The sequence below is a fragment of the Rhizobium sp. SSA_523 genome (assembly GCF_030435705.1).
Classification (GTDB): domain Bacteria; phylum Pseudomonadota; class Alphaproteobacteria; order Rhizobiales; family Rhizobiaceae; genus Neorhizobium.
On record NZ_CP129382.1, the window covers coordinates 387,028 to 404,494 of the forward strand.

Sequence of the window (17,467 nt, forward strand, 5' to 3'; positions counted from 1 at the left end):
AAGGGAATTGCGGATGAACGTTCAGTCCATGACCGGTTTTGCCCGGCGGGAAGGCTCTGTCGGACGCCATCGCTGGGTCTGGGAACTGCGTTCGGTGAATGGCAAGAGCCTGGATCTGCGCCTGCGGCTGCCGGGCGGCTTCGAGGCGCTGGAGACGGATGTGCGACGGTTGGTCGGTGCGCGGCTGACGCGCGGCAATCTCCAGGTCACGCTGTCCACCGCGGTGACGGAAGCAAAGATGGAGGCTGTCGTGAACCGCGAGGCTCTTTCGGCGCTCAAGGCCCTGCGGACGGAGCTCGGCGATCTCGTCGATCCGTCTCCCCTTCGCCTGGACAGCCTGCTGACCATTCGCGGCCTCGTGGATTTCCGCGAAGCGGCGGAGGGGGAGGCGGCCGTCGCCGAACGGGATGCGGCCGTGCTGGATGGCCTGACCCTGGCGCTGGACGATCTCATCGCCATGCGGCTCTCGGAGGGCCGGGCGCTCGAGGATATCCTGTCCGGCCATATCGCTACCGTCGCCCGGCTGGTGGAGGAAGTGGAAGCGGATCCGTCCCGCTCGACGGAGGAGATCGCCCGGCGCCTGAAGCAGCAGGTGGCGCTCCTGATGGAGAATGGTGCGAGCCTGGACCGCGAGCGCCTGTATGCCGAGGCCGCGCTTTTGGCGACCAAGGCGGATCTGCGCGAAGAGATCGACCGGCTGAAGGCGCATGTCGCCGCGGCCAGGGAATTGCTCGACAAGGGCGGCCCGATCGGCCGCCGGCTGGATTTCCTTGCACAGGAATTTAACCGCGAAGCCAATACAATCTGTTCCAAATCGAACGCCGCTCCGGTAACGGCAAGGGGATTGGAGCTGAAGGTTGTGATCGATCAGTTCCGCGAACAGGTTCAGAACTTGGAGTGACCCCATGAAGCCGGCCTCGCCTGCCTCCATCAAGATTGCCAGACGTGGACTGATGCTGGTGCTCTCCTCGCCGTCTGGAGCGGGAAAATCGACGATCGCCCGCAACCTGCTCGATGAGGATCGCAGCCTGGAAATTTCCGTCAGCGTGACCACCCGCGCCAAGCGGCCAAGCGAGATCGCCGGCAAGCACTATCATTTCATCTCGGTGGCGCAGTTCGAGCGGATGCGCGATGCCGGAGATCTGCTGGAATGGGCGGAAGTGCACGGCAATTTCTACGGCACGCCGCGCGAACCGGTGGAAATGGCCATGGCCGAAGGGCGCGACATGCTGTTCGACATCGACTGGCAGGGCGCGCGGCAGCTGCAGGAGAAGATGAAGGCGGATGTCGTCTCGATCTTCGTTCTGCCGCCCAGCATGACGGAGTTGCAGTCGCGCCTGCACCGCCGCGCCGAAGATACAGAGGCAGTCATCCGGACGCGGCTGATGAATTCGCGCTCCGAAATCGAGCACTGGCGCGAATATGACTATGTCATCGTCAATGACGATCTCGACGAGGCCTTCGGCCATGTCAATTGCATCGTCAATGCGGAACGCATCCGGCGCGATCGCCGGCATGGCCTCTTCGATTTCGTTCGCAATCTCCTCGAGGAAGAGCCGGTCCTGCCGACCTGATCTCCCCCGACAAGGGTTTCGTCAGACGGCATTGGCGAGGGCGACGAATTCCTCGATCGACAGTGTCTCCGCACGACGCGCCGGATCGATGCCGACCCGGTTCAGCAGCGCCTCGCCGCCGACCGGCTTCAGGCTCTGGCGCAGCATCTTGCGCCGCTGGCCGAAGGCTGCCTGCGTGACCCGTTCCAGAACAGCCACATCGCAGGCCAGCGGGGCGTCCCGCGGCGTCAGGTGCACGACGGTGGAGGTGACTTTGGGCGGCGGCGAAAAGGCCTGCGGCGGCACGTCGAAGGCCATGCGCGCTTGCGTGCGCCAGCCGCACAGGACGCCGAGGCGCCCATAATGGTCATCGCCCGCCCGGGCGACGATCCTCTGGCCGACTTCCTTCTGGAACATCAGCGTCATGGACTGCCAGAAGGGCGGCCAGCGAGACGGCAGCAGCCAGTTGACGAGAAGCTGCGTTCCCACATTATAGGGAAGATTGGCAATGATGCGCACCGGCCCTTCGGGCGCCAGTGCCTCGAAATCCGTCTTCAGAGCATCGCCCTCGATCACGTCCAGGCGGCCGGGATAATGCCGCTCGATCTCGGCCAGCACCGGCAGGCACCGGCTGTCCCGCTCGATGGCGATCACTTTCCGGGCGCCGAGCGACAGGATGGCTCGCGTCAGGCCGCCAGGGCCGGGGCCGACCTCGAACACGGTGGCATCGTCCAGAGGGCCGGCGGTGCGCGCAATCTTCTGGGTGAGGTTGAGGTCGAAGAGGAAGTTCTGGCCGAGCGCCTTGCGCGCGTCGAGACCATGCTGCGCGATCACCTCGCGAAGCGGCGGCAATCCGTCCAATGTTCCCATCAATCGACCCTGCCGGCGTGTTCGGCCAGTTCTGCAGCAAGCTTCAGCGCTGCGATGAGGCTCGTATCGCGAGCCAGCCCCGTTCCGGCCAGGCTGAAGGCCGTGCCATGATCCGGCGAGGTGCGGATGAAGGGCAGGCCGAGCGTGACATTGACGGAATCGTCGAAGCCCAGCGCCTTGGCCGGAATGAGCGCCTGGTCGTGATACATGCACACAGCCACATCGTAGCGGCTGCGGGCTTCGTCGTGAAACATGGTATCGGCGGGCAGGGGACCGAAGGCATTGATGCCCTCCGCCCGCAATTCGGCAATGGCCGGCTCGATCACGTCCAGATCTTCCTGCCCGATCGTGCCGTCTTCGCCGGCATGCGGATTGAGCCCTGCGACGGCAAGGCGGGGGTGATCGAGGCCGAACCGGGATCTCAGATCATGGGCGGCGATCCGGCAGGTCTCGACGATCAGCGGCGTTGTGAGGGAGGCGGCCACATCCTTCAGAGGGATATGGATCGTCACCGGGATGGCGCGCAGCTTCGGCCCGGCAAGCATCATCACCGGGCGCGTGCTCAGGCCGGTCGCCTTCTCGGCGAGATCGGCGAGAAATTCGGTGTGGCCGGGAAAGCCGAAGCCGGCCTCGTAGAGGACCGATTTTGCGATGGGATTGGTGACAAGCGCCGCGACCCGCCCATCGAGCGCGAGGGCCACGGCCGTCTCGATGGCGCCGATCGTGCTGCGCGCGCCGGCTATATGCCCGCGTCCCACCTCGATCTCGCTGCCGACGGGCACGGGCAGGACCGGCAAGGCCATCTCGAACAGGGAGGCCGCCGTTTCCGGCTCGCTCTCGCGGAGCGGAACCTCAAGGCCGAGCATGCGCGCACGCTGCGACAGTATGTCGGGATCACCCAGATAGAGAAAAGGCGAGAGCGTCTGCTCCCGCCGCTTGAGCCAGGCGGAAAGGGCGATGTCCGGACCGATCCCGGCCGGATCCCCCTGTGTCAGCGCCAGAAGCTGGTCCTGTCGCGCAATGCCGCTCAAGGATAGACGATCTGCGCCTTGCCGCGCAGTTCCTCCAGATATTTGGCATCATTCGGGTTCTCACCCGTCTTCTTCTCCTTGCCGAGATCCTCGGCGCGGAAGACGACCTCTGCGGCCGTATCGTCGGATACCTGCCTCTGATTGCAGATCGCCAGGAATTCGACGCCGCGTTCGGTCACCCGTGTGCCGGTCGTGCCGTTGGCGGCGGCCTTCTCGATCAGCGGCCTCCAGTCATCCGGCAGTTCCGGCTGCATCACGCGGCCCAGATTGCGGATGGAAACATCCAGCATGGTCTTGGCGAATTGCTTGGACTGGTCGCAGCCGGGGAAGCTCGCGCGGGATTTTTCCGCCTCCGCCTTGCGCTTGGCCAGGATGGCATTGCGCTTGGCCTGCGGCACGACGAAGATGACCTGCTGCAGGAAATATTCGGTGGTGACCGGCTTTTCCTTCTTTTCCATCATCCGCTTGACGAGTTCCTCGGAAGACATTCTGCCGCTTCCGAAACGCGCATTGACCACGCGCGGCCAGCTCATCTGGACGGCGATATAGGCCTTGAAATGCTCCACGCCGACGCCGGCCTGGTTGAGGATCGTCGCCATCTGGGCGGCCGAAAGCTTGTTGCCGGCGGCGAAACGCTCGAAGGACTTGTCGACATCTTCGGTGCTGACCGACATCCTGACGCGGGCGACTTCTTCACGCTTCAGCGCTTCGTCAACCAATTCGTCGCGCGCCATCTTCTGCAGATTGCCGGTGCGACGCTGGAGCTTCAGAAAGGCCACCCGCTTCGCCACGTCGGTGCTCGTGATCGGCGTCCTGTCGACGACCGCAACCACCTCGCTGGCAGCGAATGCCGGTGCGTGGATCGGTTCAATCGCGAAGGAAACAGCGAGTGCCGTTGCGGCAAGTGCCACGCGACGCCATGCTGCCTGTGCAAACATCTTACGTTCCTTCCACTTCGTTCTGGTGCCGGGCGTGTCGCAACAGGCCCGGCCGCTCCTTTGCACCGTCATGCGGCGAAACGATGACGTTCGCCGCGCCGGTGCGGTCTCACTCGGTACTGTCGTCCGATCCCAATGCGATCTCGCCCAGCGTCCTGAAGCTCAGCCGCGCCGTGACCGTCCAGTCGTTCGGATCCGTATTGGCCGGCTTGTCCGAATAGGCCACGGTGAAGATGGTGCACTCGTCGGCATAGGTCACGCCGATGCCGCGGCGGATCACCGTTTCCTTGTTGATGTCCCAGGTCGCCGAGCCGGCCACGGACCAGTTCTCGTTGATCCTGACGGCGGAGCTCGATTTCAGGAATTCCGCCTTTTCGGCCAGACCGTACTCGGGCTGTGCCTGGACATTGGTGTAAACGAGCGAGCCGCTGACGCGCGGCAGGTTGTAGTGGAACGAGGCATCGGCGCGCTGCAGGCCGAGCGTCTTCTCGTCGAAGCGGCCATGCGCCTGCACGCTGTAGCCCTGCGGCAGATCGATCGCGGCCATGGTGACGAAATCCGAGACATCGGTCTCAAGCCCGGAATCGGCGCCGACATTGACGAGATCCGGCGATGCGAAGGAGTTCAGCCCGGCCAGGTGATAGGATTGGCCGAACAGGCCGCGAACGCCGAAGCCATTGTCGAAGGACCCGGTATAGCGGATGCCGACATTGGCACGCGTGCCGCCTTCGATCCGGTCGAAACCGGAGAACTTGTCGCGATCGAAAAGCGACGTCGCGTCGAAGACGAAGCTCTGCGCATCCTCATTGGGCAGACCGCCCGCCATCTGCTCGTCGGGCCGCGCGAAGATCTGCGCGATCGGCTCGATCACATGGCTGGAATTTGGGGTCGTCAGCAGAAGCGGATAGCGCGCTTCCAGTCCGGCGGTCAGCATGTAGCGCGTATTGCCGCCGGAGCCCTCGAAATCGCCGGCATAGCGATATCCGTCAAAGCTCGGTGCCGAGGAGCCGGTCGTGCGCAGGGCATCGCCGCGGGCCGCCAGGATCGGCGTCAGCAACAGGCCCTGATCGGTGGTGAAGGTGCGCTCCCATTCGGCTTCTGTGGTGAAGCGGGTATAGCTGCCTTCCAGGCCGCGGAAGCGCTTGGAGCCCGACCAGTCGTAGAAATCGTCTTCGCGGCGCGACAGATTGGTGAAGTTGGTGGTGATCTTCAGCTCGCCGCCCGCCACCGATTCCGGGGCGTAATAGGTGTAGTCCAGCGACGGGTAGACGACCGCCTGCTGCCGTTCCGGAAGCCGGTCATAGCTCTGGTCCTGCACGTTGAAATAGTAGTTGTGCAGGTCGAAATAGTTTCGCTGGCCGATTCCGGTCAGGTAGATGTCGTTGGTGAAGGGCGTCTCGGAATAGCCGGGCAGCCTGTAGGTCTTGGAGAAATTGTTGTCCGACTGCACCATGACGTCCCAGCCGAAGGTCCAGCGGGGATTGATCTCGAAGCGGCCCTTGGAGGCGATCATCGCCCGCTGATCGGCATGCGCATCGCTGGTCCAGTTGTCGAAGGCGCCGGGATCTCTCTGGACGATGCCGGCGGCACGCAGGCGATGCTCGCCCGATTCGAAACGGTTGCGGATCTCGCCCGCCAGCAACAGGCCCTGACGGGTGTAGAAGGTCGGGCTGATCGTTGCATCCATGCTTGGCGAGAAGACATGGTAATAGGGCACGGTCAGGCCGAAGCCGAGCTTGTCCGTCAGCGTCATGCGCGGAAACAGGAAGCCCGATTTGCGTTCGACCGTCTCGTCCGGCACCGTCACGAAGGGCAGGTAGCCGATCGGCAGGCCGAACAGTTCGAACTGCGCATGCTCGAGCCGGATCGTGTGATTCTTGCCGTCACGGATCACCCGCTGCGCCTTGACCTGCCATAGCGGCGCCTTGTCGGGCTGCTGGGCGCAGGGAAGGCAGGCGGTGTAGACGCCATTGTTCAGCACCATTTCGTCTTGCGAGAGCTGCTCGGCGCTTTCGGCCGCAAGGCGCGTATTGTCGGTGGTCTCGACCCGCAGCGAATTGACGAAGCCCTGGGAGAAGTCGTCCGTCACATCCAGCGAATCGGCATAGATCCGGTTTCCGTCCGGCTCAACGAGTTCGATATTGCCGGTCGCCATGACACGGCCGGTCTTCTGATCGTATTCGACGCGCTGCGCCACCATGCGGTGACGATTGTAATACATCTGGACACCGCCCAGCGCCGTGACGCGTTCGGTGTCCTGGTTATAAACGAGTTCATTCGCACGCAGGAGCATCTTTGCTCCATCCGCGACTTCCGGCGAAAGGGGCGTGCCCTGTGCCAGAACCGTTGACGGGTAGACGACGCCCAAGCTGACAGCCGTGCTGGTCAGCAAGGCCGCAAAAAGCCGTCTGATATTCCCGCGGTCACTTACCGCCACTAGCCATCCTCCTGATGAAGCAGAATAGTTGCCCCGAGTGCCATTGCGACGACGACTGGAATCCAGACCGCCACAATGGGTGGGACCACCCCGCTGCTCCCAAATGCTTTCACAAGCACTGTCACGACATAAAGCACGAAGCCGCTCACGATTCCACCCAGAATCACCGAACGGGACTGAGCCATCCGACTGAATCTGAGGGACACCGTGGCAGCGATGAGAGTCATGGCCACCAGAAGCAATGGCAATGACAGAAGCGAGTGGAATTGCGTCTCGAGCGCCTTGGTGGAGATGCCGAAAGTTCGAGCTGCTTCGATTTTTCTTAAAATGCTAAAAAAAGCAACGCTTTCCGGCCGGGTGATCGACTCCTGCAGGAATTCCGGCCGGACATTTGTCGGCACCTCGGCGGCGGGCTTTCGCGCCGGCGGCGCATCGGCGCGCGTTTCCAGAACGTCCTTAAGATCCCAGTAACCATCTTCCAAGGTCGCCGATGCCGCGTCCTGTCTCAGCGTGATGCGGCCGTTCTCGTTGAAGTGGAAAAGCACCACGTTGAACAGCTCGCGCCCTCCCTCTTCGAAGTTCTTGGCGCCGATGATCGTATCGTTCTCGCCGCTGATCTGCCGAATCCAGGGCAGGAAATTGGAGGGCTTGGTTGCGTTGCTGGCCTTGCGCCAGTCTGTCTCCATATTGGAGGCGACCGTCTGTCCCCAGGCACCCAGCGGATTGACGACGAAGGAGGCAAAGACGCCGATCAGGAAGGCGCCGAAGACGAAGGGCATGATGAATTGCCAGACCGACAGGCCCGCCGCCCGCGTGACGACCAGTTCCGACCGGCGGTTCAGCGCGATCAGCGTCGTCATGCCGATGAACAGCGTCAGCGTCGGCACCGTCTGCTGGAAGATCAGAGGCAGGCGCAGCAGGCTCATCAGCAGGCCGCCGGTCACCGTATAGCCGACGAAATTGGACATGCGGCGGCTCGTCTCGCTGAAATCGGCGAGAAAGATGATGCCGCAGACGCCGATGAAGAACCACAGGGCGGTCAGCATGTAGCGCTTGAAGAAATAGCGGCTGAGGGTCTGGGGAATCATGCGCCGCCTCCCTTTCCTGCGGCGCCGGGGGCGCGCAGAAGCCGGGCCTTGGCACGTTCTAGCCAGGTTGCGGTGACGCCCGAGACGACGCGCGGCAGGGTAAGCTGCCTGTTCGTCGCCAGCATCACGATCGCCAGCAGCGCCACGCCCACCGGCACGGCATAGATCAGCGGCACGGCGCTGACGCTGTTCTTGCTCATATTGGTAATGTAGAAGGTCAGCCACTTCAGGGCGAAGGACAGGGCGAGCGCCGCGACCATGGGATGCAGCCGCGCCCGCCGGCTCGATCGCGCGCCGCCGATGATCACCAGCGAAATCAGCGTGAAGACGATGGGCAGCATCCAGTCCGACAGGCGGCGATGCAGTTCCGAGCGGAAACTGCCGGGCGAGAAGAGGAAGGTCTTGTCAGTCGGGTCCGGATTGAGCAGGAAGGCCAGGCTGCGATCGCTCGAATAGACCGGTGCCTCGCCGGTCGATTCCGTCATCGACGAGAGATCGAAGGCATAGGAGAGGAACTTGACGATCGAGATGCGCCCGTCCGGAGATTTGCGGTGCACCTCGCCATCGCGCATCGTCAGGGTCTTGCCGTCTTCGGCAATCGAGCCCTCCCGGGCGTAATAGATCAGGTCCCAGTTGGGATCGCGATAATCGACGAGGAAGATGCCGGTGAGAATGCGACCGGAATGGCGCTCGGAAATCTGCACATAGAGACCGTCTTCGACACTGCGGAAGGTCTTTTCCTCGATGACCGAGGAGAGCAGGTCGGCATAGGCCTCGGCCACCATCTCCCTGGCCTTCACGCGCGACGCGGGCTCGACGAAATTGGTCACGAGGAAGGAGAAGGCGGCCATCAGGACCGCCAGGAGCAGCATCGGCCGGTAGATGGTCAGGCGCGAGGCCCCGGCCGCATCGATGACCGCAAGCTCGGAATCATTGTTCATGGCGTTCAGCGTCTGGGTGACGCCGATGACCACGGCAAAAGGCAGGACGACCGGGATAATGGTCGGCAGGATGAAGGTGGCGAGCGTGGCGAACGAGCCGATCGACTGGCCCGTATCGGTCACCAGGTTGATGCGGCCGAGCACCTGGATCGTCCAGATGATCGTCAACACCGGAAGCAGTGTGACCAGGAACATCTGGAAGGCGCGCCGAAATATGTAAGCTTCGAGTATCTTCATCCTGGTCCGTTCGGCCAACCGTCTCAATATGGCGTCGGGAGCGTCGCCCCGTCAGGACCACGGCCGTATTCGGCTCTTACGCATTTTGTGAGGCAATGGCGATATCGAGGCTGTCACAAAGCCGTTTTCGACACACGTTTTTTCACCGACTGTGTCATTTGAAAATAACAGGCGACGGCGGCATAGACGACGCAGGACGACAGAAAGCCGAGCAGCACATCGGAGATATAGTGCCCGCCAAAGGCCACTCTGAGGGTCGGCGACAAAAGGCAGAAGCCGATGATCGGCGGAGCGACGATGAGGCGCCAGCGCATCGGCAAAAGCACGATCAGGCAGGCGATCCAGCCGGCGCCGGCCGCCTCTCCGGAAATGAAGGAACAGTTCTTCAGGCAGCTTCCGTCCAGCGTGCCGGCAGCCGTGAATGGCGAGACGCCGCCGAAGAGGTCCGTCTCGTAAGGCCGCGGCCGGCCCGAAATGGTCTTAAGGATAAGGTTCACCAGGACATAGGGGCCAAGCGCGAAGGAGATCAGCGCGATCGAATAGCGCCTCGTCTTCTCCGCATCATAGGTCGCGCCGTGATGCTGGAGATTTTTCACGAGCCCGATGAGGATCAGGATGGCAATGAATCCCGGGGAATAGAAGAGGATCTTGCGCAAGAGGATCAGTTCGCTGTCGCCGGCATAGGGAAACAATCCGCAGATCTTCGCGGTCGGGGAATCGGCGGCACAGGCTGCCTGCTGGAAGAAGGCGCGCGCCACCAGGATGTCGAATTGCGGATTGAAGAAGAAGAAGGCCAGAATGATGAACCAGGCGGCCGTCAGCGTCACAAGCCAGGCCTGCGGCTTTCTGAACAGCGCGCGCAGGCGTCTCTGGGAGAAGGAACGGGTTGTCTGGAAGATGTAGGCCAAAGCAGCTATGCCTCTTTCATCATCGGCGAAAAGACAATGGGGACGACAACGGAGACGACGGCGGGGACGACGATAGGGCAGGGCGCGCCTGAGCCGCCATCCGCGGCACCGGGCCCTTGCAAATCGTCACAGGCCGCACGAGCGCCGGGCCTGCCTGAAGCGGCAAAGACGGCAGGCGCCTGATGATGTCCTCCTCTCGGATCCACTGATTGTCCTCTATCCTCAGGTGGAATGGCCGTTTCGCCAGCCGAAGCTGCCGAAATGCTGCAAAGAGCATGAAATGACAATTTCCCGTCACTGGCAAGCTTCTCCTGAAAATCGCCCCGTCCTGTCAAGCAAAAGCCTGGAAAAGGGATCGGCAGACGGCCAGGTTTAATCCTCGCTTTCGCATCGCAAGGCCTTGTCTTGGACCATGGAAGAGGTCTAGGCCTTGCGGCGGTCGTGCTCCTGAAACGATCCCTTTGTCTCGGCCAGCGAGGCGGCTGACCGAAGCCGCCGACTGGCCGGGTTCCCCGGCGGATGCACGCTGGTCTTTGTCCGCGGCCATATTGTCTTTGACGGCGAAATGTCCCAGATCTGTCCGATCGTCCTGCAAATTTTTCATCCGGAGACGAAATGTCCACGAAATTCAATATCACCTTTGCCTCTTCCGTAGCCGAGAAAGCCGGTCTGGCCATTCTCCTGCAGCCGAAGGGAGCCGCCGTTCCGGCCGCAGCACAGATCGCCGATCCCGGCTCCGTCGTCAGCCGCGCAGCGGAGATCGCAGGTTTTTCTGGCAAACAGATGACGGTGCTCGATATTCTTGCGCCACAACAGTCCTCCTTCGACCGCCTTGTGGTTCTCGGCGTCGGAAAGCCCGGCAAGCTGAGCGCGTATGACTGGCTGCGCCTGGGCGGCAAGGCGGCTTCGATGGTCAAGCGCGCCCGCGCCGTGACGGTCTTTCTCGATGCAGAGGGCCTGGACATTGATGGCGAAAAGGCGGCGGATCTCGCGCTCGGCATGATCCTGCAGGCCTATGTCTTCGACAGTTTCAAGACCAAGAAGAAGGATGACGAGGACAAGCCGGCCGAAGAGGTCTCGGTCACCATCGTCACCGAGGCGCACAAGAAGGCCGCGGCCGCCTTTTCCACGGCGCAGGCCGTGGCCGGCGGCGTCAACCTGGCGCGCGAGCTCGTCAATCTGCCGCCTAATGTCCTGGGTCCGGTGGAATTTGCCGCCCATGCCAAGGATCTCGAAGCTTTGGGTGCAACCGTCGAGATCCTGACGGAAACGGAGATGGGCGAGCTTGGCATGAATGCGCTGCTCGGCGTGGCGCAGGGCTCGGCCCGTCCGCCGCGCCTTGCCGTCATAGAGTGGAATGGCGGCAAATCCGGCGAGACGCCGGTGGCGTTCATCGGCAAGGGCGTGGTCTTCGATACCGGCGGCATTTCGATCAAGCCGGCCGCCAGCATGGAAGACATGAAGGGCGACATGGGCGGCGCCGCCGCGGTGATCGGCCTCATGCACACGCTTTCGGCCCGCAAGGCGAGGGTGAATGCCGTCGGCATTCTCGGGCTGGTGGAAAACATGCCGGATGGCAATGCCCAGCGCCCCGGCGATATCGTCACCTCTATGTCGGGCCAGACGATCGAGATCATCAATACCGATGCCGAAGGGCGCCTGGTCCTGGCGGATGCGCTCTGGTACTGCAAGGAGCGGTTCAAGCCGCAGATCATGATCAACCTCGCCACCCTGACCGGGGCGATCATGGTCGCGCTCGGCACGCAGCATGCCGGCCTGTTCAGCAATGACGACGATCTCGCCGACGATCTCCTGAAGGCGGGCAAGGAGACCGGCGAGCGGCTCTGGCGCATGCCGCTCAGCAAGGATTACGACAAGATCATCGACTCGCGCTTCGCCGACATGAAGAACAGCGGCGGCCGCAATGCCGGCGCCATCACCGCCGCGCAATTCCTCAAGCGCTTCGTCGGGGAAACGCCCTGGGCCCATCTCGATGTTGCCGGCACCGCGATGAATTCGCCGGCCACGGAAATCAGCCAGAGCTGGGCCTCGGGGTACGGCGTCCGGCTTCTCGATCAGCTCGTCCGCAACCGCTACGAGGCCTGAGCCGAGCCATGACAGAGGTGCTGTTCTACCACCTGACCGAATCGAAGCTCGAGGAGGCGCTGCCCGCCCTCCTCGAGAAGAGCGTCGATCGCGGTTGGCGCGTTGCGCTGCAGACGGTGGACGACGAGCGTCGCCAGGTGCTCGACCAGCATCTCTGGACCTTTCGCGAAGACAGCTTTCTGCCGCATGGCACCGACCTGTCGGATTTTCCCGAGCAGCAGCCGGTTCTGGTGACCGTGTCCGGCGATAACGTGAACGGCGCTACCGTTCGCTTCATCGTCGATGGGGCGGAGCCGCCGGATCTGTCGCCTTACGAGCGGGTGGTGTTCATGTTCGATGGTTTCGATACAATCCAGGTGGAGGCGGCGCGCAGCCAGTGGAGGCGGCTGAAGGGGGAGGGGCACCAATTGACCTATTGGCAACAGACGCCGGACAGGCGCTGGGAGAAGAAGGCCTGACCAGGGTCAAAACAATCAGGCTTTGGCGCGTGGTATGAGAGAAAATCGTTTGGTTTGAAGGCGCGTTGCTCGGCACGCCGGCGCGTCGGATCATTGCTCTCATGCTGCTTGTGTGCGGCGCACCATCGGCCCTATGATTTTCACCGAAAGATTTTCTGAACAGGAGTTTTCAATCCATGACTGTCAACAGCCCCGTCTCGACCCGCAAGGCCGATCACTCCATTTCGGAGATGTTTCTGGAGCGCTGGTCGCCCCGCGCCTTCAGTGGTGCCAGCATGACGCAGGAGGAGCTGAACCGGATACTGGAAGCGGCGCGCTGGGCGCCCTCGGCCTCGAATGCGCAGCCCTGGCGTTTCGTCTATGCGCTGCGCGGGGACGAGGCCTTCGACAGGCTGGTGGCGGCCCTCGTTCCCTTTAATCAAAGCTGGGCATCGAAAGCCTCGGCGCTCGTCGTCGTCGCCTCCGCCAGAACCACGACGCCGCCGGGCCAGAGCGAGGCCAAGCCTAATCCCACCCACGCCTTCGATGCCGGCACCGCCTGGGGCTATATGGCGCTGCAGGCGCATCTGGCGGGCTATATTTCCCACGCCATGGGTGGTTTCGACAAGGCGGCCATGGCTGAAGCGGTGGCGCTTCCCGACGATCACGACCTGCATGCCGTCGTGGCGATCGGCAGGCACGGCGAAACCGCCGAGCTGCCGGAAGGGCTGCAGGCGCGGGAAATCCCCAATTCCCGCCGCCCGCTGGACGAACTTGCCGTCCATGGCGCGTTCAAGGCCTGAACCAGGCTCAAATACCCTCGAATGAGGCCCTGATCCGACGGAGCCCCGCGCCCAGGCCGGGCTCCATCAATCCGGCTTCAGGATCGTCTTGCGCAGGAAGCTGTAGCCCATGGCCGTGCGGCGTGCCATTTCCGCCGAACTGCCGGCGCCGCCATGGCCGCCCGATCCGTGCTCGTGGAAAAGCGGCCGGTGGCCGGCATCCTCCAGCGCCTTGGCCAGACGCCGCGCATGGGAGGGATGCACGCGATCGTCATTGCTCGAGCTTTCGATATAATGCGGCGGATAGGCTCTGTCCGCGGCCGGTGCCACATTGTGGAGCGGCGAATAGGTCAGCAGGTAGTCGCGATCGGCCGCATGTTCCGGATCGCCATATTCGTCCATCCAGGCCTTGCCGGCCGGAAAGAGGTGGAAGCGCAGCATGTCTGCGACCGGAACGCGGCACCAGACGGCCCCGAAATCCTCCGGATAGCGCGTCAGCATGACCCCGGTCAGCAGGCCGCCATTGCTGGCGCCGGTGCAGGCAATCCGGGAGGGCCTGGAATAGCCGCGCTTTACCAGATCGCGTGCGATCGCCACGAAATCCTCATAGGCCTTGTGACGGCCATGGCGCTTGACGGGCGTATGCCATTGCGGCCCAAGCTCGGAGCCGCCGCGGATATAGGCCTGCACATAGGCGCAGCCCTGTTCGAGCAGGCGGCCGGTCGTGCCCGAATATTGCGGTCCGAGAGAGGCGGAAAAGCCGCCATAGCCATAGATCAGCACGGGCAGTTCGCCCTTCGTCCAATGCTTCGGCACAACCAGGTGATAGGGGACCTTGGTTCCGTCCTCCGACGTCGCTTCCAGCAGTTCGGAGGTCATGCCCTCGGCGTCGAAATAGGCTGGCGAGGTCTCCTCCGGCACGAGTTTCGGCACTGTGCGCACCGGGAGGCCCTCGTCGTTCGAGAGTGCAAGCCTGTAGCGGGTGGGCGGCACCAGGAAGCCGTAGCCGATCACGGTCAGCGTGTCGTCGCCGAGATGCAGATCGGCATGCAGCGGGCTGAAGGAAATCGCCTCCACCCCCGCCGGCAGATCGATGCGCTGCGGCTGGGCATCCTCGCGTGTCAGGTCGAGCACATAGAGGGACGGTGCGAGGCGATCATTGACCGTATAGACCGCCCAGTTGCGCATCAGCGCGAAGTGATTGACGGCCCGCCCGGGCTCTTGAGCAACGAGGATCCGACGGGCGGGCGCGAGCGCCTCCTCCGCCATCGGCGTCAAGGCCTGCAGGACGAGGCTGCCGCCCGGCACCTCCTCGTCATCCTTGGCGAGCCACAGGCAATGGCTGTGATTGAGGTCGAAACCGATCGTCGTCGGCAGCGGCAGGCGCCGCGCTTTGCCCACTCCAGTCTCCACGTAAACGCTCATCTGGCCGATGGCGTGGACGGCAACGAAGACCCGCAGCTGGCGTGGATCGGCATGCTGATAGCCCCCCAGCTTCGGATCGATGATGAAACCATAGCCGGTGACGTCGGTCGGTGCCGCCTCGAACAGGATCTCCGCATTGGCCGGATCCTCACCGCGTCGCAGCCGCCGGCCGACCCGCGGCCAGCCGGACTGGGTGGCGGAGGCGGAGTCGATCGAGCCGAAATAGGCGATCTCGTCGGGGTTGAGCCAGGCGGCATGGGCCCGCACGGCCGGCGTGTCGAACCCCTGCTCGACACGCGCCTTCGCCTCCAGATCGAATTCCAGGAAGCGCGTCAGGTCCGACCCGCCGTCGGACAGGCGCAAAAGCACCCGCGTCGGCTCGAAAGGGCAGGTGACGCAGCCGCTGAAGATCCAGCGCCGGCCGTCTTCCTTGCAGAATTGATCGACATCGAAGACCGTCTCCCAGGCGCCATCAGCGCGGGGCTGCTGGTCTGCCGGAAGCCTTCGCAGGACGCCCAGCGGATGTTCGACGGAACGGTTGAAATCGAAAAGCCATTTGCCGCGCCTGGCGGGAATGATCAGCCTGTCCTGCCGCTCCATCATCGCCTGGATCGCTGCGGCATCGGCATCCATCGCCGCGGAAGCGAGCGCCTTCTGCGCTTCGGCATTGCGGGCCGCCACAAAGGCCAGGGTTTGCGGATCGTCGTCCTTTTCGAGAAAGAGATCCATGCCGCAACTCCTTTGTGTGTGATAGGCCTGAGATGGTGGGTGGCTTCCCGTGAGAGCCGGTCGAGATGGGTAGAAACGGTTCCATACCGAATCGATGTGGCGAAAGTTTCGCGCCTGGTGAGCGAGCCACCTGTTGACCTATTCTCGTTTAGGGCACTGCGCGGGTGAATGTCCAGCGAGCCACGGCCACGGCGCTGCACACCGTGGCCGGACCCTTTGAAGATCCATGTGCTACTGCATGAAAGCCATGAGTGCTGTGACGAACCTCTTGTTGCGCATTTCCCTGCTTCCGGCAATGCGCTGGAAAACGAAGTCACGGCGGGTTTTGTCGGCAATAGACCATCCGGGCTGAGTAAGCTGGCCGATGCAGTCGCCCGGCATCATCGGATCTGCGGGATTGTCCTTGGCTCTGCAGCGATTCCGCACCCCGGTCGCAAGTGGGATCAGGGCGCTGTCGTTGGCGGCCTTCATGGCGGATGTGACGCTTGCTGCCATAACCTCGTAACCGAGCGAGGACAGATGCATATTGTCGAAGCTGAAGAGTCCGCCGGCTTTATGATTGGCGAGGAAGGCTTCGCCGGTCATGGCTTGGCTGGAGCCTGAGGCTTGCAGCGGACGATTGTCGAAGAGGTGGTCGCTCCGCGTCCCGCTCATGCTGCCCGGCACGATAAGGCGCTTGTCTTCGCAGGCTCTCTGTCCTTTCCGCATGCAGAACTTGTAATCATAGCGGCTGAGCACCGCAGCCACATCGACGAAGACGAATTTCGGTCCGATCAATCGATTGGCATTGGCGATTTTGGCCGCCATGTTGCGGTTCGCGTTGCGTACCAGATCATCGCCTGATGTGATGAGATTAAGAGCAACATCGCGCCCCGCCAGAATGTCGAGTTGGGCCATTCCGCGCGCCTCAGCCTCCGGCGAATAGACGACATTGGCCACCTGGCTGGGCAGCGCAAGACCGTTGATATAGACGTATTCCAGCCCCTTCACCTTCGAGAGCCGCGCCAGGAGTTCGTCCATGTCCTTGTCGAGTCGCACCTCGATGAACTTATGGATGGGAGACACGCAATGCGGCTGGCCGCTCATGGCGATCACTTTGTCCTCGCCCGCGCAACTGCCTTGCGCTTTCGGTGCCGTGCCAAAAAAACCGATCTTGTAGAGCCCGTTGTTCGAGCCGATATTGATCAGCAAGCGTTTGGGACGTCGCAATTCGACTTGCTCGAGCGGCGTCATGGTCTCCAGGCAACGGTCGTGCATGGGATTGAGGACGAAGGTGGCGTTGGAATAGGTAAAGGCATCGGAGAGTGCCGCGAAGCTCGTTCCGATTCCGCCTGACATTCTCGATAAGGCAGATTTTGCCAGCCTTCGGTAATCCTTGGGCGTCCAGGCGACGAGATCGATCGAGTTTGCCCCGGAGAAGGCGATGTTGTCGACCATGGCTCTCTGGTTGGGGGGACGGTAGTAGGTCAGCAATTCCGTCAAAAGCGTTCGCTGAGCGGCGGGAACATTCAGGAGATTGACCGTGCGGTGGATAAATGTATGCAGCCCACGGGTCTCAAGATTGAAGCCGTAATTCTTGACAGATGATGGTTTGCCGCCATGCCCCGGATATTGCGGAGCATAAAATTGGCGACGGCCCGTGCGATCCGCGGCCCTTTCCTGGATTAGGCCGAGACGGATAGCAATCAGAGACGGCGGCGACCATTCCGACAGCCACCAATTGATCCGCAATGACTGCACGCCGTTGTAGAGGCTATCGCCGAGCGCCATGAGTGGCGGAGAGGCGTAGGAAGGATTGTCGCGTGCAAATAAATCCGCGTCGCGGTGGCACGTCCCGCCCCATGCCAAAGCCGGTGATATCGACCCATCCCAGTATTTCTGAGCAGTACTGGCATCATAGGAATGAGCTTGTGTAACGACAAGCAATAGACCAGCGATAGCGCCGGAAAGCACTTTGCAAATAGCCATTTTGTCCCCCAATCGCC

General features: G+C 62.5%; 14 protein-coding genes. 5 read left to right on the plus strand and 9 right to left on the minus strand.

The annotated features are described in order from the left end of the window. Positions 1-13 precede the first annotated feature (13 nt). Both QTJ18_RS10130 and gmk read left to right on the plus strand, forming a co-directional pair. The gene (locus QTJ18_RS10130; RefSeq protein WP_252751540.1) at positions 14-901 is read left to right on the plus strand and encodes a YicC/YloC family endoribonuclease; all 888 of its coding nucleotides are present in this window, start codon (positions 14-16) and stop codon (positions 899-901) included. 4 nt (positions 902-905) lie between these two features. After that, positions 906-1,574: a guanylate kinase gene (gene gmk, locus QTJ18_RS10135; protein WP_252751539.1), complete on the plus strand. Its 669-nt coding sequence runs from the start codon at positions 906-908 to the stop codon at positions 1,572-1,574. A gap of 21 nt (positions 1,575-1,595) precedes the next feature. Here the strand turns inward: gmk and rsmA are convergent, their stop codons facing one another. The 7 genes from rsmA to QTJ18_RS10170 form a co-directional block, all read right to left on the minus strand. Beyond that, positions 1,596-2,423, minus strand: a complete 828-nt coding sequence (rsmA, locus tag QTJ18_RS10140; protein ID WP_252751538.1) for a 16S rRNA (adenine(1518)-N(6)/adenine(1519)-N(6))-dimethyltransferase RsmA — start codon at positions 2,421-2,423, stop codon at positions 1,596-1,598. After that, positions 2,423-3,454 (minus strand): 4-hydroxythreonine-4-phosphate dehydrogenase PdxA, encoded by a 1,032-nt coding sequence (gene pdxA / locus QTJ18_RS10145; protein WP_252751537.1) that lies wholly within the window; start codon positions 3,452-3,454, stop codon positions 2,423-2,425. Before pdxA ends, rsmA begins: the two co-directional genes overlap by 1 nt. Continuing rightward, positions 3,451-4,392, minus strand: coding sequence for a SurA N-terminal domain-containing protein (locus tag QTJ18_RS10150; protein ID WP_252751536.1), 942 nt, complete (start codon positions 4,390-4,392; stop codon positions 3,451-3,453). Before QTJ18_RS10150 ends, pdxA begins: the two co-directional genes overlap by 4 nt. Positions 4,393-4,501: 109 nt before the next feature. Further along, the gene (locus tag QTJ18_RS10155; RefSeq protein ID WP_252751535.1) at positions 4,502-6,829 is read right to left on the minus strand and encodes an LPS-assembly protein LptD; all 2,328 of its coding nucleotides are present in this window, start codon (positions 6,827-6,829) and stop codon (positions 4,502-4,504) included. Next, a complete protein-coding gene (lptG, locus tag QTJ18_RS10160; RefSeq protein WP_252751534.1) occupies positions 6,829-7,917 on the minus strand; it encodes an LPS export ABC transporter permease LptG in 1,089 nt (362 codons plus the stop codon). The genes QTJ18_RS10155 and lptG overlap by 1 nt, the downstream gene beginning before the upstream one ends. Next, complete coding sequence (gene lptF / locus QTJ18_RS10165; RefSeq protein ID WP_252751533.1) at positions 7,914-9,095, minus strand: LPS export ABC transporter permease LptF; 1,182 nt, start codon at positions 9,093-9,095, stop codon at positions 7,914-7,916. The genes lptG and lptF overlap by 4 nt, the downstream gene beginning before the upstream one ends. 113 nt (positions 9,096-9,208) lie before the next feature. Further along, the gene (locus tag QTJ18_RS10170) at positions 9,209-10,003 is read right to left on the minus strand and encodes a phosphatase PAP2 family protein (RefSeq protein WP_252751532.1); all 795 of its coding nucleotides are present in this window, start codon (positions 10,001-10,003) and stop codon (positions 9,209-9,211) included. A 615-nt stretch (positions 10,004-10,618) separates the two neighbouring features. Between QTJ18_RS10170 and QTJ18_RS10175 the strand changes: the two genes are divergently transcribed. The 3 genes from QTJ18_RS10175 to QTJ18_RS10185 all read left to right on the plus strand — a co-directional run bounded on the left by QTJ18_RS10175 (position 10,619) and on the right by QTJ18_RS10185 (position 13,349). Beyond that, a complete protein-coding gene (locus QTJ18_RS10175) occupies positions 10,619-12,109 on the plus strand; it encodes a leucyl aminopeptidase (protein WP_252751531.1) in 1,491 nt (496 codons plus the stop codon). 8 nt (positions 12,110-12,117) lie between these two features. Beyond that, positions 12,118-12,567: a DNA polymerase III subunit chi gene (locus QTJ18_RS10180; RefSeq protein WP_252751530.1), complete on the plus strand. Its 450-nt coding sequence runs from the start codon at positions 12,118-12,120 to the stop codon at positions 12,565-12,567. A gap of 176 nt (positions 12,568-12,743) precedes the next feature. Continuing rightward, positions 12,744-13,349 carry a nitroreductase family protein gene (locus QTJ18_RS10185; RefSeq protein ID WP_252751529.1) on the plus strand — a complete coding sequence of 202 codons (606 nt, stop codon included), beginning with the start codon at positions 12,744-12,746 and terminating at the stop codon, positions 13,347-13,349. 66 nt (positions 13,350-13,415) lie between these two features. Here the strand turns inward: QTJ18_RS10185 and QTJ18_RS10190 are convergent, their stop codons facing one another. After that, positions 13,416-15,482, minus strand: coding sequence for a prolyl oligopeptidase family serine peptidase (locus QTJ18_RS10190; RefSeq protein WP_252751528.1), 2,067 nt, complete (start codon positions 15,480-15,482; stop codon positions 13,416-13,418). Positions 15,483-15,713: 231 nt separating this feature from the next. Beyond that, positions 15,714-17,450 carry a hypothetical protein gene (locus QTJ18_RS10195; RefSeq protein ID WP_252751527.1) on the minus strand — a complete coding sequence of 579 codons (1,737 nt, stop codon included), beginning with the start codon at positions 17,448-17,450 and terminating at the stop codon, positions 15,714-15,716. Positions 17,451-17,467 lie beyond the last annotated feature (17 nt).

Excerpts from the sequence above, each read along its gene's own strand:
- QTJ18_RS10130 (WP_252751540.1), top strand. The coding sequence starts at position 14 with ATGAACGTTCAGTCCATGACCGGTTTTGCCCGGCGGGAAGGCTCTGTC.
- gmk (WP_252751539.1), top strand. The coding sequence starts at position 906 with ATGAAGCCGGCCTCGCCTGCCTCCATCAAGATTGCCAGACGTGGACTG.
- rsmA (WP_252751538.1), bottom strand. The coding sequence starts at position 2,423 with ATGGGAACATTGGACGGATTGCCGCCGCTTCGCGAGGTGATCGCGCAG.
- QTJ18_RS10150 (WP_252751536.1), bottom strand. The coding sequence starts at position 4,392 with ATGTTTGCACAGGCAGCATGGCGTCGCGTGGCACTTGCCGCAACGGCA.
- lptG (WP_252751534.1), bottom strand. The coding sequence starts at position 7,917 with ATGATTCCCCAGACCCTCAGCCGCTATTTCTTCAAGCGCTACATGCTG.
- lptF (WP_252751533.1), bottom strand. The coding sequence starts at position 9,095 with ATGAAGATACTCGAAGCTTACATATTTCGGCGCGCCTTCCAGATGTTC.
- QTJ18_RS10175 (WP_252751531.1), top strand. The coding sequence starts at position 10,619 with ATGTCCACGAAATTCAATATCACCTTTGCCTCTTCCGTAGCCGAGAAA.
- QTJ18_RS10180 (WP_252751530.1), top strand. The coding sequence starts at position 12,118 with ATGACAGAGGTGCTGTTCTACCACCTGACCGAATCGAAGCTCGAGGAG.
- QTJ18_RS10185 (WP_252751529.1), top strand. The coding sequence starts at position 12,744 with ATGACTGTCAACAGCCCCGTCTCGACCCGCAAGGCCGATCACTCCATT.
- QTJ18_RS10190 (WP_252751528.1), bottom strand. The coding sequence starts at position 15,482 with ATGGATCTCTTTCTCGAAAAGGACGACGATCCGCAAACCCTGGCCTTT.
- QTJ18_RS10195 (WP_252751527.1), bottom strand. The coding sequence starts at position 17,450 with ATGGCTATTTGCAAAGTGCTTTCCGGCGCTATCGCTGGTCTATTGCTT.